Genomic DNA, 14,358 nt, shown 5'->3' on the forward strand with positions numbered 1-14,358 from the left:
ATGCGGTTCTCGTTATTGGTATAGCGCGGTCTGCAGCCGGGAGACAGCGTCCTTCATGCCGCGCACACCGCCGAAGTGACGGGTGGCGATCTCGGAAGGACTGCCGTATCGGTCGAAGGGCTGGACCTTCATCAGCTCGGACAGCGCATTGAATTGCAGGATGCCGCGCTCGATGTAACGATCGAGCAGCAGCGTGAGGATTTCGCGGGCTGTGTCACCGTGCTGGGCAAACAGGTCTTGCGTCTTGCGCTTGGCGGCTTCGGCACGCTGGCGGCGGGTTAGTAGTGGGGCATTCCAGGCCAGATGGCACAGCAGGTCAAACGGATCTGCGTCAGGCTGCTCACTGCTGCTGGCCAGTTCCGCGAAGCTGATGCCGCGCTCGGTCAGCTCGCGCAGCACTTCCGCCCGGGTATCGGGGTTGGCCCAGGCCGATTGCAGTGCCTCGCGCGTGGGATAAAGCGTGCGCACGGCGCGGCCGGAATAGTCGGTGTACTTCACCACCTGCAGCTTTTTGCCATCGGTGTCGAGGTCATAGACCAAGTGGCCGATGACTTCGACTTCGCCGCCGTCGATGTAGAACTTACGAGGCTCGACAGGTGGCTCGGTGATGATGATTCCGGAGTCTGGGCCAATCTGCTCCTCGGGAAGCTCGTACTCCACCGGTACATCTTCCTGCGGCGCTTCAACTTCGGCCTCAGTGATGCCCACCTGCTCCCCGGCTTCATCGATGATTACTTCCTCAATACGCGCCGGATCACCATCAAAGTCCGGATCGGCAAAGTGGCTGGTGGCCGTGCCGGTGAAGTCGATGATGTTGAAGTATTCCTTGCCGTAATCGACCTTGAGTCGCGTGCCGCGACCAACGATCTGCTTGAACTCGGAGCGGGAACCCACAACGCGCGCCAACACCACGTTCTTGACCATCTCGGCATCAACGCCAGTGGTCAATAGTTGCGATGTGGTGAGGATGACCGGCGTGGGCTTGTCCACGTCCTGGAAGTGCGACAGATGGGTAAGCCCAATGGCGCCTTCATCGGCCGTCACACGGCAGACGTAATCAGGGTACTGCTTGACGAGGTCGCTGTTCAGGTTGAGCAGTTCCTGGCGCATTTCGGCCGCATGTTCCTGATCAACGCAGAAAATCAGGGTCTTGGCAAAACGATCGGTGCCCTTGAGCAAGTCCGTCAGATGCCTCGCCATCGCCCTTGTGCGGGAACGAAGGGCCACAACACGCTCGAAATCCTTGGTCTGATACTCGTCGTCGGGCACTTCACGGCCATAACGGTCCAACTCATCCTTGCTGGGCCGCCAACCTGCAGCATCGACCGTTGTAATCACGCGATGCACACGGTACGGTGCCAGAAATCCATCTTCAATGCCTTGACGCAGGCTGTAGGTGTAGACCGGGTTGCCGAAGTATTCGTAGCTGTCGCGAGACTCTTCGCGCAGTGGTGTGGCCGTCATGCCGAACTGAACTGCAGGCTCGAAATAGTCGAGCACCGCGCGCCAGGCACTTTCGTCACGGCTGGAGCCCCGATGACATTCATCGATGATGATGAGATCGAAGAAGTCAGGGCGGTATTGCCGGAACACATCGGCGCTGGCGGTGGTCAGCGCCTGGTAGATGCCGAAATACATGTCCCGGCTTTGGCTGGTATCGCCACCCGCGATCTTGTGCCGAGCGTCACCAAAGGGGGCGAACATCTTGGCCATCGGGTCGTCCACCAAGATGTTACGGTCAGCCAAGAACAAAATCTTTGGTCGGCGGTATTCCCCGGTCCTGTTCCAGCGGCTGTTCCACAACTTCCAGCAGATCTGGAAAGCGACACAGGTCTTGCCGGTGCCAGTGGCCAGCGTGGCCAGAATGCGCTTCTGCCCCAACAAGATCGCTTCGATCACCCGGTCAATGGCGATCTGCTGGTAATAGCGCGGCACCTTGCCTGAGATCAGATTGAACGGCTCCAACACATGTGCAGCGGCGTTTTGCGGCAGATGGACGGCGGCTGAGAGGCGGGCAAACAGTTCATCGGGCGTGGCATAGCGATCCACTTCGCGCTCGGTGCCGGTGGTGTAGTCGATCTCGATGATGCGGTGGCCGTTGGTGGCGTAGGCAAACTTGAGGCCCAGGATCTCAGCGTACTCACGCGCCTGCTGCACACCGGATTCGGCGGGTAGCCCAATTTCCTTGGCCTCAACAACGGCCAGGGGATAGTCCCGTCGGTGGTATAGCAAGTAATCTGCACGCTTCTGTTTGCCGCGCCGCACCTTACCCCCGGCCACAATGATTCGGCCATTTGTGAAGGTCCGCTGCTCGCCAATGACGTGTGGTGCTGAACCCCAGCCGGCCTCGACCAATCGGGGCGTGATGAACTCGCGACAGGTATCTGCTTCGGTGATTACGCCATCTCGCATTGCCTCCCCCTTCTCCGTGTAATTCCTCAGTCGATCAGAATCTTGAAACTTGTTGCCAATGCGACCGGCTCAATTTCGCGCACATTCTTTTTCAACTCGACCAGTCCGTAACCCTCCATCATTCGCAGTGTGCGTGACAAGTTAGGAACTTGCCGCCCGGTCAGCTCAGCGAGCTCCGTCAGCGACTTGGGCCGCCGGTCACGGATAAGGCGCAGCAGGGACTGGTTATCCTCCGACAACACCGCCGCCATCGTGGCCATCGAAGGAAACCAAACGGTAGGAGCATCTTTGGCTGTGCACCCATCCGTTTCTCTCGTCCGACGAATACCGACAACGCAGCGTTTCATCTCGGGTGTCCTGATCGGCTTGGAATAAGGGAATGATCTTATCAGTGTGACACAACTGCAGCCAGCGCTTGATTAGCAAACTGGCTCCCCAATCGTTAAGGGGCAGCTGGAATGGATTGGGGCGCGTGAACACGCCCCAATCCTCGGCCGACTTGTTGCGGGCCACTTTCCGACAGGGAATATTCCAAGCCCGACAGGCTCTATTCCTGCAGATCAAAGCCGGCTCCGCCTGCTGCGCTTACTCCACCGTCACACTCTTCGCCAGGTTGCGCGGCTTGTCCACATCCGTGCCCTTGGCGCAGGCGGTGTGGTAGGCCAGCAGTTGCAGCGGCACCACGTGCAGGATGGGGCTCAGGCTGCCGTAGTGCTCCGGCATGCGGATCACGTGGATGCCTTCCTCGCTCTGGATGTTGCTGTCCGCATCGGCCAGCACGTACAGCACGCCGCCGCGCGCGCGCACTTCCTGCATGTTGCTCTTGAGCTTGTCGATCAGCTCGTCATTGGGCGCCACCACCACCACCGGCATGGCTTCGGTTACCAGCGCCAGCGGGCCGTGCTTGAGCTCGCCGGCCGGATAGGCTTCGGCGTGGATGTAGCTGATTTCCTTCAGCTTGAGCGCGCCTTCCAGCGCGATCGGGTAGTGCATGCCACGGCCCAGGAACAGGGCGTTGTCCTTCTTGGCAAAAGCCTCGGACCACTGGATCACCTGCGGCTCCAGCGCCAGCACGGCCTGCACGGCCAGCGGCAGATGGCGCATGCGCTGCAGGTACTCGTCCTGCTTGTCTTCCGGAATCGTGCCCTTCACCTGTCCAATGGCCAACGTCAGCAGGAATAGGCCGGCCAGCTGGGTGGTGAAGGCCTTGGTCGATGCCACGCCGATTTCCACGCCGGCGCGCGTGATGTAGGCCAGTTCGCATTCGCGCACCATGGCGCTGGTGGACACATTGCAGACCGTCAGCGTGTGCGTCATGCCCAGAGCCTTGGCGTGGCGCAGGGCTGCCAGCGTGTCGGCGGTTTCGCCGCTCTGGCTGATGGTCACGATCAGCGTCTTCGGATTCGGAACGCTGGTGCGGTAGCGGTACTCGCTGGCAATTTCCACATCGGTCGGGATGCCCGCAATCGCTTCCAGCCAGTACTTGGCCGTGCAGCCGCTGTAGTAGCTGGTGCCGCAGGAGAGGATCAGGATGCGGTCGATTTCCTTGAACACGCGGTAGGCGCTGTCACCAAACAGCTCGGGCACGATGCCTGCCACGCCTTCCAGCGTATCGGCCAGGGCGCGCGGCTGCTCGAAGATTTCCTTCTGCATGTAGTGGCGGTAGGGGCCGAGTTCGGCAGCGCCGCTGTGGGCGTGCACGGTCTTGACGGGGCGGTCTTCAGCCGTCAGGCGCTGGCCGTCATTCTCGATCCAGTATTTGCCCAGCTGCAGGTCGATCACGTCGCCTTCTTCCAGATAGATGATCTGGTCGGTCACGCCGGCCAGGGCCATGGCGTCGCTGGCCAGGTAGTGGGAGCCGTCGGCACCCAGGCCCAGAATCAGCGGCGAGCCGGCGCGACCGCCGACGATGCGGTTGGGTTCGTCACGCGCGATCACGGCCACGGCATAGGCACCATGCAGGCGGGCCAGCGCCTGCTTGACGGCATCGAACAGGTCGCCGTTGTAGAGCGAGTCGATCAGGTGGGCGATGACTTCGGTATCGGTCTGGCTGGCGAACACATAGCCCTTGGCCTGCAGCTCGGTGCGCAGGGCGTCGTGGTTCTCGATGATGCCGTTGTGCACCAGCGCGATGCGGCCCGGCTTGTTGGCTGCGTTGGCGGCATCCACGTTGGGGCCGTAGCTGAAGTGCGGATGCGCATTGTGCACGGCAGGCGCGCCATGTGTAGCCCAGCGCGTGTGGGCAATGCCGGTATAGCCGTCCACCTTGTCGTGCTGCACCTGCTCCAGCAGTTCGGCCACGCGCGCAGTGCTGCGGGCGCGTTTCAGGCCATCGTTCCACACGGCCACGCCGCAGGAGTCATAGCCGCGATACTCCAGGCGCTGCAGGCCCTGCACCAGCACTGGCACCACGTTCTTGTTTCCGACTCCGGCCACGATTCCGCACATATTCTTGCTCCTGAAAGAAGGTAATCAGCCATGATAGGAAAACGAGATGGAAATTTGATATTGAAATATATGCCGTAACGAAATAAAATTTCTTTCCATGTTGATGGTGGATAAAAATTTCATATCAATGAGGTTTTTGAAATGAAAGATGGAGTAGAGGCTTCGGTTGAACTCGATGCAGCCGATTGGCGCCTGCTGGAACAGCTGCAGCAGGACGCGAGCCTGACGAACCAGGCGCTGGCCGAGCGCTGCCACATCTCGCCCCCCACCTGCCTGCGCCGCGTACGCCGCCTGCAGGCACTGGGGTTGATTGAGCGCACCGTCAGCATCCTCGGTAGCGATGCGCTGCGCGCCGTCACCGGAGCCGGGCTGACTGCCATCGTCGAAGTGACGCTGGACGTGCAGGCCGAAGAAGAGCAGCAGCAGTTCGAGCAGCTGGCGGTGGCGGAAGCCGCCATCCAGCAGTGCTACCGGACCTCCCCGGGGCCGGATTTCATCCTGATCGCCACCGTGGCCGACATGCCGGCCTTCATGGCGCTGAGTCAGCGCCTGTTCACGCGCAACGCCAATGTGCGCAATGTGCGTTCCTTCTTCAGCGTGAAGCGGGGCAAGTTCACCACGCAGATTCCATTGCCACGGAAAGAGGCGTGATGGAGCAGGCGCCGAATACTGCGCTTGATTTCCGGCTGCCCGTTCCTATATGTCCATAATGGCAGCGAACACGTCCGCCAGACGGCGGGCGGCTTGCAGTCCACTCACAGGAGCCGTCATTCATGGAGTTCAAGGACTACTACAAGGTGCTGGGCGTCGACAAGAGCGCCACGGCCGATGACATCAAGAAGGCCTTCCGCAAGCTGGCCCGCAAATACCATCCGGACGTGAGCAAGGAGCCGGATGCCGCTGCACGCATGGCCGAGGTGAACGAGGCCAACACCGTGCTCTCCGATCCGGAAAAACGTGCCGCCTACGACAAGCTGGGCGCCAACTGGCAGGCCGGCATGGGCCCGGACGGCAATTATCAGCCGCCGCCCAACTGGGATGCAGGCTTCGAGTTTACCGACGGCGGAGGCGGCTTCCAGGGCTTCTCCTCCGGCGACGGCAACTACAGCGACTTTTTCGAGCAGCTGTTCGGCCAGGCTGCGCGGGCGCAGCGCGCCCAGCGCGGCGGAGCCGGCCGCGCCCACGGCGGCAGCCACAGCATGCGCGGCGAAGACCATCATGCCAAGATCGAACTGGAACTGCGCGATGCCTACCTGGGCGCGGAGCGCACCATCACGCTGCAAAGCGCGCGTCTGGACGAGCAGGGCCATGTTATCCCCGAGCAGCGCAGCCTGCAGGTGAAAATTCCCAAGGGTGTGCGCGAAGGCCAGATGATCCGTCTGGCCGGGCAGGGCAGTCCCGGCTTTGGCGGCGGGGCTGCGGGCGACCTGATGCTACAGGTGGTGTTCCGCGAAGATGCCCGCTGGCGCGTGCAGGGCAAGGATGTCTACCAGCGCGTGCGCGTGTCGCCGTGGGAGGCAGCCATCGGCGGTGCCGTGGAAGTCACCACGCCTGCGGGCGGCACGGTGGAAGTTACCGTTCCCGCAGGCTCCGGCAGCGGCCGCAAGCTGCGCCTGAAAGGCCGTGGCATCCCGTCTGCCGAGCCCGGCGATCTCTATCTGGAACTGGAGCCGGCCATCCCCAGTGCCATCACCTCTGAGCAACGTGCGGCCTGGGAAGCCCTGGCCAAGGCCTACCCCGGTTTCAACCCCCGCCTGGCCTGAGCCCGCGACTGATTGAAAGGATTGACCATGGCAAGCTTGCACACCACCGTGAGCGTTCCCGCCGACCTGACCGAGCTGCTCAGCGACCATTCCATGACGCTGGAAGAACTCGCCCGTGCCTGCCGCATGGCTCCCGACTGGGTCAGCGCGCGGGTCCAGGAGGGGGTGCTCTCCATCACCCAGATCAGCGGCGACCCGCGCGTGCTGGCCGATGACCTCGGCACCTGGCGTTTCTCCTGCACCACCGCCATCCGCGCCCGCCGGCTGGCGGATCTGGAGCAGATGTTCGATGCCGACCCGCAACTGGCGGCGATGACTGTCGACCTGATGGAGGAAGTGGCGGAGCTGCGTCGTCGTCTGGCCATGCTTTGAAGAGCTGGCCGGACAGGGAGTCCTTCGGACTGCGCCATCTACAGAAACGCCTTGAAGGCACGCGATCGAGTGGTTTGCAGCGAGCAGGTCTTCTGACGACGATCCAGGGAGAACCAGCCGCGCCTGTCAGAGGCGCAGTTGCTCTGCCTGGGAGTCACAGCCCCACAACGCACAAAGGCCGCGCAATGCCTGCGCGGCCTTTGATTTGTGAAGCGCAAAATGCTTACTTCTTGATCTTCACCGGGCGCTGGTAGTTCTCTTTCTGCACCAGCTTGCCGCGCACCACGCTCAGCGCATTGGGGGGCGTATCGCGCCCGATGGTACTGCCGGCACCCACGGTGCCACCGGCGCCAATCGTCACCGGGGCCACCAGTACGCTGTTGCTGCCGATATGCACATCGGCCTCGATCACGGTGCGGTGCTTGTTGGCGCCATCGTAGTTGGCCGTGATGGTTCCGGCCCCATAGTTGACGCGCTCGCCCACGGTGGCATCGCCCAGATAGGCCAGATGGTTGGCCTTGGCGCCCTTGGCCATGGTGGAGTTCTTCACCTCGACGAAGTTGCCGATATGCACTTCCTCGCCCAGATCGGCGCCGGGACGCAGACGGGCAAACGGGCCAATCAGTGCGCCAGCACCCACGCGCACGCCCAGCTTCTCGCCGTCGACATGGGTGAAGGGATGGATCACCGCGCCATCGCCGATCTCGCAGTTGGCCAGCACGCAGTTGGCACCAATGCGCACATTGCTGCCCAGCTTGACGGTGCCTTCGAACACGCAGTTGACATCGATTTCCACGTCCTGGCCGCAGCTGAGCGAGCCACGCAGGTCGAAGCGGGACGGATCGCGCAGGCGCACGCCGTCCGCCATCAGGCGCTCAGCCTGGCGCTTCTGGTATTCACGCTCCAGTTCGGCCAGCTGCAACGGGCTGTTCACGCCGGCCACCTGCACGGCATCGCTGATCACATGGGCCAGCACCGGCACGCCATCGGCAGCGGCCAGCTTGACCACATCGGTCAGGTAGTACTCGTTCTGTGCATTGTCGTTGTCGATGCGGCCCAGCCACTGCTTGAGCAGGCGCGCCGGCGCCGCCATGATGCCGCTGTAGATTTCCTTCACGGCCAGCTCGTCCGGTGTGCCATCCTTCTGCTCGACAATGCGTTCCACGTTGTCATAGGCATCGCGCATCACGCGACCGTAACCGAAGGGATTGTCCATGCGCAGCGTGAGCAGGGCCAGCTTGTCGCCGCCACTCTGCTGCACCAATGCCTGGATGGTGTCGGCCTGCGTCAGTGGCACGTCGCCAGACAGGATCACCACGATGCCATCATCGTCCAGCACCGGCACAGCCTGCTGCACGGCATGGCCGGTACCCAGCTGCGGCATCTGGCGCACGAATTCGCGCTGGGGCTGCGCATCGCCCGCCGTGGCCAGGGCTGCTTCCACCTGTTCGGCGCCATGGCCGGTAATCACCACCACCTTGCGTGCCTGCAGCTGCGCGGCTGTGTCCAGCACATGCTGGACCAGACCCTGATGCGCCAGCTTCTGCAGCACTTTCGGAGTGGCACTTTTCATGCGGGTGCCCTTGCCGGCAGCCATGATGACGATGTCGATGGGTTGGGTCATGGAAATAATCGAAAGTGAATCAACAAGGATAACCCGGATGCATGACGTCAATGCGACGCATGACGCAGGGTGAGCATGCGGTGACCACCATTATCTCTTTCGCACCCGCCACAAAAGAGGGGGCGGCCAAGCGTACGTAGCAGCGTTGCAAGGGAGTGGTGGCCATCATTCCAGGCGATCTCCCTTGCGTTCAGCGCGCCTTGCGCACGCGCAGAATCTCGTCCAGGATCAGGCAGATCGCGCCAATGGTGATGGCGGTATCGGCAATGTTGAAGGCCGGGAAGTGCCCCTGATGGAACAGCGGGCTCAGGAAGTTCCAGTGGAAATCCAGAAAGTCCACCACATAGCCATGCCACACGCGGTCGATCACGTTGCCGATGGCGCCACCCAGCAGGCTGGCCATGGCAAAGCTGAACAGCTTCTGGTGCGGGTGGGTGCGCAGCATCCAGATGATGAAGGTGGCTGCCGCAACGCCGATGCCCATGAAGAACCAGCGCTGCCAGCCACCGGCATTGGCCAGGAAGGAGAAGGCTGCGCCGTAGTTGTGCACGCGCACCACGTTGAAGAAGTTGGTGACGAAGGTGCTGTCGCCCAGCTGGTAGTTCTGGACGATCAGCACCTTGGTGAACTGGTCCAGAATCAGCCACAGCGCCGCCACGGCCAACCACAGGCCGAGGCTGCTGTCACTGCTGCGGGCTGCGGTCTTGCGGGCGGGGGCGTTGCGGGTGCGGGTGGAACTCGCCATTTATGCAAACTCCCGTGCTTCGCCGTCGCCATGCAGGTTGCTGTCGCAACGGCCGCAGAGGGTCGGATGCCCGGGGTTCACGCCCACATCATCGCGGTAGTGCCAGCAGCGCTCGCACTTCTGCGCGGAAGAGGGCGTCACGCTGATGGCCAGCGCATCGCCGGCCTGCAGCGTGACCTGCGAGGTGATGAAGATGAACTTCAGGTCCTCGCCCAGACTTTGTAGCGCAGCGAGATCGTCGGCCGGAGCCGTGATCGTCATGTTGGCCTGCAGCGAGGAGCCCACCTGGCCCTGTTCGCGCACGGCTTCGATTTCCTTGTTGGCAGCAGCGCGGATGTCCAGCAGGCGCTCCCACTTCACGGCCAGCAGGTCGTCGGTGGCGGGCAGTGTGCTGTAGGTCTCGATGAAGATCGAATCGCTGCTGCCGATGATCTCCCACGCCTCTTCGGCGGTGAAGCTCAGGAACGGCGCCATCCAGCGCAGCATGGCGTGCGTGATGTGGTACAGCGCGGTCTGGGCGCTGCGGCGGGCGCGGCTGTCGGCCTTGGTCGTGTACAGGCGGTCCTTGAGCACGTCCAGATAGAAACCCCCCAGGAATTCGCTGCAGAAGTGCTGCAGGCGCGCCACCACCGGATGGAACTCGTACACCTCGTAGTGCGCCAGGATGTCGGTCTGCAGCGCAGCCGCACGGCCCAGTGCATAGCGGTCTACTTCGAACATCTCGGCATCGGCCACGGCATCACGCTGGATGTCGAAATCGCTGATGTTGGCGAGCAGGAAGCGCAGCGTATTGCGGATGCGGCGGTAGGCGTCCACCACGCGCGCCAGGATCTTGTCGTCGATCGCCAGATCGCCCGAGTAATCGGTACTGGCCACCCACAGGCGGATGATCTCGGCGCCCAGCTTGTCGCTCACGCTCTGCGGCGCGACCACGTTGCCGACCGACTTGCTCATCTTGCGGCCCTGACCGTCCACGGTGAAACCGTGCGTCAGCAGGCCCTTGTAGGGCGCGCGGCCATCGGTGGCGCAGGCGGTCAGCAGCGAGCTGTGGAACCAGCCGCGATGCTGGTCATGGCCTTCCAGATACAGGTCGGCCGGGAACTGCAGGATGTCCGCATGGCTGCCGCGCAGCACGTGCAGGTGCGTGGTGCCGGAGTCGAACCACACGTCCAGCGTGTCGTTCACCTTGGTGTAGTGCTGTGCTTCGTCCGCGCCCAGGATCTCCTCGGCCGTGACCTTGCTCCAGGCTTCGATGCCGCCTTGCTCCACCATGCTGGCCGCCTGGTCGATGATTTCCATGGTGCGCGGGTGCAGCTCGCCGCTGTCCTTGTGGATGAAGAAGGGCAGGGGCACGCCCCAGTTGCGCTGGCGCGAGATGCACCAGTCCGGACGGTTGGCGATCATGTCGCGCAGGCGCGCCTTGCCGTTCTCGGGGTAGAAGCTGGTCTGCTCGATCGCGTCCAGCGCCACCTCGCGCAGGCTGCGCGGCGCCTTGTCGGTGGTGAACACGCCTTCACCCTCGTCCATGCGCACAAACCATTGCGCGGCGGCGCGGTAGATCACCGGCGTCTTGTGGCGCCAGCAGTGCGGGTAGCTGTGCATGATGTCGTGCGTGGACAGCACACAGCCGGCATTCTTCAGCGCCTCGATGATGACGGGCACGGCCTTCCAGATATGCAGGCCGCCGAACAGCGGGAAGCCTTCCTCGTACTGGCCGTTGCCCTGCACCGGGTTGAGGATGTCCTCGTACTTCATGCCATGGGTGACGCAGCTGTGGAAGTCATCCAGGCCATAGGCGGGAGAGGAGTGGACGATACCGGTACCGTCCTCGTCGGTGGCGTAATCGGCCAGATAGACGGGCGAGAAGCGCGCGTAGCCGGGGTCCACGTCGTACAGCGGGTGCTTGAAGTGAATCAGGCCCAGTGTCTCGCCCTTGGTGGTGCCCACCACTTCGCCCTGCAGGCCGAAGCGCTCCAGGCAGCTCTCCACCAGCGAGGCGGCCAGCAGCAGGTAGCCGCGCTCGGTTTTTACCAGCGCGTAGTTCAGGTGTGGGTTGATGTTCAGCGCCTGGTTGGCAGGAATGGTCCAGGCGGTGGTGGTCCAGATCACGGCAAAGGCGGGCGCGTCCAGACCCTGCAGGCCGAAGGCCGCTGCCAGCTTGTCCGGATCGGCACATTCGAAGGCGATGTCCAGTGTGGTGCTCTTCTTGTCCTGGTATTCGATCTCGAACTCGGCCAGCGAGGATCCGCAGTCAAAGCACCAGTACACGGGCTTGAGGCCACGGTAGATGAAGCCGCGTTCCATGATCTTCTTGAGCGCGCGGATCTCGTTCGCCTCGTTGGCGAAGTTCATCGTCTTGTACGGATTGTCCCAGGCACCGAGCACGCCCAGACGCTTGAAGTCGGCCATCTGGCCGGCGATCTGCTCGGCGGCGTAGGCGCGGCTCTTGGCCTGCACCTCGTCGCGCGGCAGGTTGCGGCCGTGCAGCTTCTCGATCTGGTTCTCGATCGGCAGACCGTGGCAGTCCCAGCCCGGCACATAGACAGCGTCCAGGCCCTTGAGCTGGCGCGCCTTCACGATCATGTCCTTCAGGATCTTGTTGACGGCGTGGCCGATGTGGATCTGGCCGTTGGCATAGGGCGGGCCGTCGTGCAGCACGAACTTTTCCTGGCCGGCTCGGGCGGCACGCAGCTTGTCGTGCAGCTTGCCGTCTTCCCATTTCTTCACCCAGTCGGGCTCGCGCTTGGGCAGGTTGCCGCGCATGGGAAAGGGCGTGTCGGGCAGGTTGAGGGTTTTGCTGTAATCGATGGTGTTCTGGTCGGACATGGCGGCGGAAACTTGGAAAGAGGAGGCAGGGGCCGCATCAGGCGGCGGGCAGGACGAGGCAGACAGTGACATGCGTGCTTCGTGCGCTGCGGGAACTGGATGCCGCCGCAGGGCCGGGCGCGCATGGCAGGCCTGCCATGCAGGGGCCGTCAAATTCGGTCGCGCGTGGTCTGGCGTCGGGTTTCGCTGTGGCGGGCAGCAAACCATGCGCGCGCGTCGGCGCAGTCTTGCGCTATGCCCTCTTGCAGGGCGGCCAGACCGTCGTACTTGCGTTCGTCGTGCAGTTTGTGCAGCAGTTCCACGCGGATGATTTTACCGTAGCCGCCTTCGCGACCCAGTTCCTGCGGCCATTCGAGGCAGAATGTCTCCAGCAGCACGCGTCCGCCGTTGACGTCATTCGGGTCCAGCGAGGGGCGGATGCCCATGTTGGCCACGCCCGGAAGTGGCCTGCCATCCTGTGTCAGGCCATGCACCTGCACCACGAAAATGCCGCTGGCGGCGGGCTTCCAGTGCGAGAAGCGCAGGTTGAGCGTCGGGAAGTCCAGGCTTCTGCCCAGCTTGCGCCCGTGCACCACATGGCCGCTCACGCTGTAGGGACGGCCCAGCAGGCGCGTCACCTCCTCCATGTCGCCGAGCGACAACGCCTCGCGCACCTCGGTGCTGCTCACGCGGATGCCGGGCTGCGCAGGCGCGGCCTCACCGGGAAGCGTCAGGCGCGAAATCTCGTAGCTGTTCATGCGCGAGACTTCGAAGCCCTGCACGCGCCCAGCCGCATCCAGCATGGCGTAATCACCGGTGCGACCGGCACCGAAGCGGAAATCATCGCCCACCAGCACATATTGCGCGCCCAGCCCTTCCACCAGCACCTGGCGAATGAACTCCTCGGCTGGCAGCGATGCCAGCTGTTCATTGAAGGGGATGATCACCGTCTGGTCGATGCCATTGTTGGCCAGCTCGGAGAGCTTGTCGCGCAGGGTGGCGATGCGTGCGGGTGCGAGCTCGGGCTTCTTGAACTTCTCGGCAAAGAAGTCGCGCGGATGCGGTTCGAAAGTCAGGGCGCAACTGGGCAGGCCGCGATGGCGGGCCTCGTTGCGCAGCAGGGCCAGCATCGCCTGATGGCCGCGATGCACGCCATCGAAGTTGCCGATGGTCAGGGCGCAATGCGGGGCGAGCTGGGAATGGCGAAAGCCGCGGAAAATCTTCATGGAGCGGTATTATCGCCGCTCGGGACAATCAGCGCGAAGGCTGTGCTGCCGTCAGCAGGCGCTGGTAGTCATCGGCCACGCGCCTGCAGCTGTCGCTGGTGCCGTCGCGGCGCGCCAGCAGGAGCAGGGCGCGGTCCCAGCCCGCGGTGTATTGCGCACGCAACTGGCGCACGTCATAGCCCTGGCGCAGCGCAGTGTTGGCGGCTTCCTCGAACAGCGGTGTGTTGCCCGGAGCGCAACTGGCCAGCATGGCACGCAGGCGCAGCAGATGGCGCGCGGTGTTCTCGGTGGTCTGTTCCTTGATGGCAACCGGCTGCGGCACGGCCTGCTCGGCCAAGGCCAGCCACCGTTCGGCTTGGGCCGCGTCGTGCTGGCGGGTTGCGAACATGGCCAGGGTTTCGGCCACCCGCAGGCGCTGCAGGGGCTCCAGAGCGGCAGCCGACGGGGCCTGCAGGGTGGCAGCCAGCTGCTGTTGCAGGCGGGGCGCGAGGGCTCCCAGCGTTCCCGGCCAGCGATCGAGTCGCACCAGGGTGCCCAGCATCTGCTGCTGTGCCTGCAGGCGCAGGGAGTCGATGCTGCCGTCTGCATTCAGCGGCGACTTGTCCAGCCAGGATTGCAGGCGGAACTGCAGGCGTTCGGCGCGCTGCAGCATCTGGGCCGTATCGGCCAGCTCCGCACCATCGCGGTGCTGGTGGTAGGCCACGGCGAGCGCAGTGCGGGGCACATCCACCAGCGCGGACATGCCGGGCAGCATCACCGCCCAGTAAGCGAGGTTGAGCGCCAGGCCGCTGGGCTCACGGCCTTGCTCCATGGCCTGCACGCTCTGGCGCGCGCCATACCAGGGGCCGGCAATCAGCGCGGCCAGCACCAGCAGCGCAACAAGCAATTTGCGATTCATGGGGCTGCATTCTAGTCCTGCGGCGGGGCTGGCGCCGGCACATCCCTGGAACGCCGCCTGCACGC

At 63.5% G+C, this 14,358-nt stretch carries 11 protein-coding genes; 3 read left to right on the forward strand and 8 right to left on the reverse strand.

Annotated elements, in window-relative coordinates; translation table 11 throughout:
• Positions 1-12: 12 nt before the first annotated feature.
• The 3 genes from hsdR to glmS all read right to left on the reverse strand — a co-directional run bounded on the left by hsdR (position 13) and on the right by glmS (position 4,860).
• The gene (gene hsdR, locus BMW28_RS02990; RefSeq protein WP_091813641.1) at positions 13-2,412 is read right to left on the reverse strand and encodes an EcoAI/FtnUII family type I restriction enzme subunit R; all 2,400 of its coding nucleotides are present in this window, start codon (positions 2,410-2,412) and stop codon (positions 13-15) included.
• Between the two features lie 26 nt (positions 2,413-2,438).
• The gene (locus BMW28_RS02995; protein WP_234969956.1) at positions 2,439-2,759 is read right to left on the reverse strand and encodes an HVO_A0114 family putative DNA-binding protein; all 321 of its coding nucleotides are present in this window, start codon (positions 2,757-2,759) and stop codon (positions 2,439-2,441) included.
• A gap of 238 nt (positions 2,760-2,997) precedes the next feature.
• On the reverse strand, positions 2,998-4,860 hold the full coding sequence (gene glmS, locus BMW28_RS03000; protein ID WP_091813646.1) for a glutamine--fructose-6-phosphate transaminase (isomerizing): 1,863 nt from the start codon (positions 4,858-4,860) through the stop codon (positions 2,998-3,000).
• Positions 4,861-5,001: 141 nt separating this feature from the next.
• Between glmS and BMW28_RS03005 the strand changes: the two genes are divergently transcribed.
• The 3 genes from BMW28_RS03005 (at position 5,002) to BMW28_RS03015 (ending at position 6,995) form a co-directional block, all read left to right on the forward strand.
• Complete coding sequence (locus tag BMW28_RS03005; protein ID WP_091813649.1) at positions 5,002-5,511, forward strand: Lrp/AsnC family transcriptional regulator; 510 nt, start codon at positions 5,002-5,004, stop codon at positions 5,509-5,511.
• A gap of 122 nt (positions 5,512-5,633) precedes the next feature.
• Positions 5,634-6,623: a DnaJ C-terminal domain-containing protein gene (locus BMW28_RS03010; protein ID WP_091813653.1), complete on the forward strand. Its 990-nt coding sequence runs from the start codon at positions 5,634-5,636 to the stop codon at positions 6,621-6,623.
• 27 nt (positions 6,624-6,650) lie between these two features.
• A complete protein-coding gene (locus BMW28_RS03015) occupies positions 6,651-6,995 on the forward strand; it encodes a chaperone modulator CbpM (RefSeq protein ID WP_091813656.1) in 345 nt (114 codons plus the stop codon).
• Positions 6,996-7,218: 223 nt separating this feature from the next.
• On the opposite strand, the gene glmU is transcribed toward BMW28_RS03015, so the two are convergent.
• The 5 genes from glmU to BMW28_RS03040 all read right to left on the reverse strand — a co-directional run bounded on the left by glmU (position 7,219) and on the right by BMW28_RS03040 (position 14,293).
• Positions 7,219-8,619: a bifunctional UDP-N-acetylglucosamine diphosphorylase/glucosamine-1-phosphate N-acetyltransferase GlmU gene (glmU, locus tag BMW28_RS03020; RefSeq protein ID WP_091813659.1), complete on the reverse strand. Its 1,401-nt coding sequence runs from the start codon at positions 8,617-8,619 to the stop codon at positions 7,219-7,221.
• A 190-nt stretch (positions 8,620-8,809) separates the two neighbouring features.
• On the reverse strand, positions 8,810-9,364 hold the full coding sequence (gene lspA / locus BMW28_RS03025; protein ID WP_091813662.1) for a signal peptidase II: 555 nt from the start codon (positions 9,362-9,364) through the stop codon (positions 8,810-8,812).
• On the reverse strand, positions 9,365-12,190 hold the full coding sequence (ileS, locus tag BMW28_RS03030) for an isoleucine--tRNA ligase (protein ID WP_091813665.1): 2,826 nt from the start codon (positions 12,188-12,190) through the stop codon (positions 9,365-9,367).
• 149 nt (positions 12,191-12,339) lie between these two features.
• Entirely contained in the window at positions 12,340-13,395 is a 1,056-nt protein-coding gene (locus BMW28_RS03035; RefSeq protein ID WP_091813667.1) for a bifunctional riboflavin kinase/FAD synthetase, read from the reverse strand.
• A gap of 28 nt (positions 13,396-13,423) precedes the next feature.
• Positions 13,424-14,293, reverse strand: a complete 870-nt coding sequence (locus tag BMW28_RS03040; RefSeq protein WP_091813669.1) for a hypothetical protein — start codon at positions 14,291-14,293, stop codon at positions 13,424-13,426.
• Positions 14,294-14,358: the final 65 nt, after the last annotated feature.

Source organism: Allobrachymonas denitrificans DSM 15123 (assembly GCF_900110225.1).
In the GTDB taxonomy this organism is placed as follows: Bacteria; Pseudomonadota; Gammaproteobacteria; order Burkholderiales; family Burkholderiaceae_C; genus Brachymonas; species Brachymonas denitrificans.

Bases quoted from the DNA above. Each gene is read 5' to 3' on its own strand.
- hsdR (WP_091813641.1), bottom strand. From the start codon at position 2,412: ATGCGAGATGGCGTAATCACCGAAGCAGATACCTGTCGCGAGTTCATC.
- BMW28_RS02995 (WP_234969956.1), bottom strand. From the start codon at position 2,759: ATGAAACGCTGCGTTGTCGGTATTCGTCGGACGAGAGAAACGGATGGG.
- glmS (WP_091813646.1), bottom strand. From the start codon at position 4,860: ATGTGCGGAATCGTGGCCGGAGTCGGAAACAAGAACGTGGTGCCAGTG.
- BMW28_RS03005 (WP_091813649.1), top strand. From the start codon at position 5,002: ATGAAAGATGGAGTAGAGGCTTCGGTTGAACTCGATGCAGCCGATTGG.
- BMW28_RS03010 (WP_091813653.1), top strand. From the start codon at position 5,634: ATGGAGTTCAAGGACTACTACAAGGTGCTGGGCGTCGACAAGAGCGCC.
- BMW28_RS03015 (WP_091813656.1), top strand. From the start codon at position 6,651: ATGGCAAGCTTGCACACCACCGTGAGCGTTCCCGCCGACCTGACCGAG.
- glmU (WP_091813659.1), bottom strand. From the start codon at position 8,619: ATGACCCAACCCATCGACATCGTCATCATGGCTGCCGGCAAGGGCACC.
- lspA (WP_091813662.1), bottom strand. From the start codon at position 9,364: ATGGCGAGTTCCACCCGCACCCGCAACGCCCCCGCCCGCAAGACCGCA.
- ileS (WP_091813665.1), bottom strand. From the start codon at position 12,190: ATGTCCGACCAGAACACCATCGATTACAGCAAAACCCTCAACCTGCCC.
- BMW28_RS03035 (WP_091813667.1), bottom strand. From the start codon at position 13,395: ATGAAGATTTTCCGCGGCTTTCGCCATTCCCAGCTCGCCCCGCATTGC.
- BMW28_RS03040 (WP_091813669.1), bottom strand. From the start codon at position 14,293: ATGAATCGCAAATTGCTTGTTGCGCTGCTGGTGCTGGCCGCGCTGATT.